2 protein-coding genes are annotated in these 1,018 nt (G+C 71.5%); both read left to right on the top strand.

Translation table 11 applies throughout. The annotated features are described in order from the left end of the window. A partial coding sequence (locus MJD61_22160) for a MoxR family ATPase (protein MCG8557963.1) occupies positions 1-363 on the top strand: 363 nt, incomplete at its 5' end. Continuing rightward, on the top strand, positions 347-1,018 hold a 672-nt coding region (locus MJD61_22155), incomplete at its 3' end, for a hypothetical protein (protein ID MCG8557962.1). The genes MJD61_22160 and MJD61_22155, both read left to right, overlap by 17 nt.

The following is a 1,018-nucleotide window of genomic DNA, read 5'->3' as shown; positions in this document are numbered from 1 at the left end:
GATGCCCTGAAGCGGCGCTGCATGCACCTCTTCATCCCCTTCCCCGATGCCCGCACCGAGGAGCGCATCGTCGCCGCCCGCCTGCCCGGCATCGCCCAGCGGCTGAACCGCCAGCTCGTCACCTTCATCCAACAGCTCCGCGGCGAGGACCTGAAGAAGCTGCCCTCGCTCGCCGAGACCCTGGACTGGGCCCGCGTCGTGATGCTGATGAACGCCGACCAGCTCGAGGTAGAGCTGGTGCGCGACACGCTCAACGTGCTGCTGAAGTTCGAGGTCGACATCGAGACCGTGGGGCCGAAGCTCACCGAGATGACGCGCAAGGCCCAGCGCGAGGCGGGCGGCATCGATGCAGCCCGCGCTTGACCGCTTCCTGAAGGCGCTGCGCGCGGCCGAGGTGCCGGTCTCGGTGCGCGAGACCGTGGAAGCGCACCAGGTGGCCGAGCGGGTGGGCTTCGCCGACCGGCTGATGCTGAAGGACGCGCTCGCCGTCACCGTGGCCAAGAGCGAGGACGAGAAGACGCGCTTCGACGACTGCTTCGAGGCCTTCTTCGCCCGCGAGGCGGCCGATGCGCGGGCGCTGCCGGAGGCGCTCAGCACGGACGCCGAGGTCGCCGCCGAGGTGGCCGAGCTGCCGCTCGCCGCCATGCTGCAGGAACGCGATGTGGAAGCCATCGCCGCCGCCATGGAGGCCGCCGCCAACAGCGTCGGCGTCGCCGAGATCCGCTTCTCGCTGCAGCGCGGCATCCTGGCGCGGCGGCTCCTTGACGAGATGGGGCTCCGGCAGTTGGAGCGGATGATCTGGGGCCTGCGCGGGCGCGGCACGCCGGCGGGCCTGGCCCAGGCCGAGGCGCTGGATGCCGGCCGGCGTTTCCTGTTGGACGAGGCGCGCCGCTTCCTCGACCGCCAGGTCGAGCTCTACGCCGCGCCCAGGGCCGAGCGCCTGCGGGAAGAGTTCCTGGAGGAGACCCGGCTCTCCAACGTCGAGGCGCGCGACTTCGCCCGCATGCAGCGCATCGTC

The organism is Pseudomonadota bacterium, from assembly GCA_022361155.1.
Classification (GTDB): Bacteria; Myxococcota_A; Polyangia; order Polyangiales; family JAKSBK01; genus JAKSBK01.
Note: the sequence above shows the minus strand (reverse complement) of the source record. Positions and strands in the feature narration are given on the sequence as shown.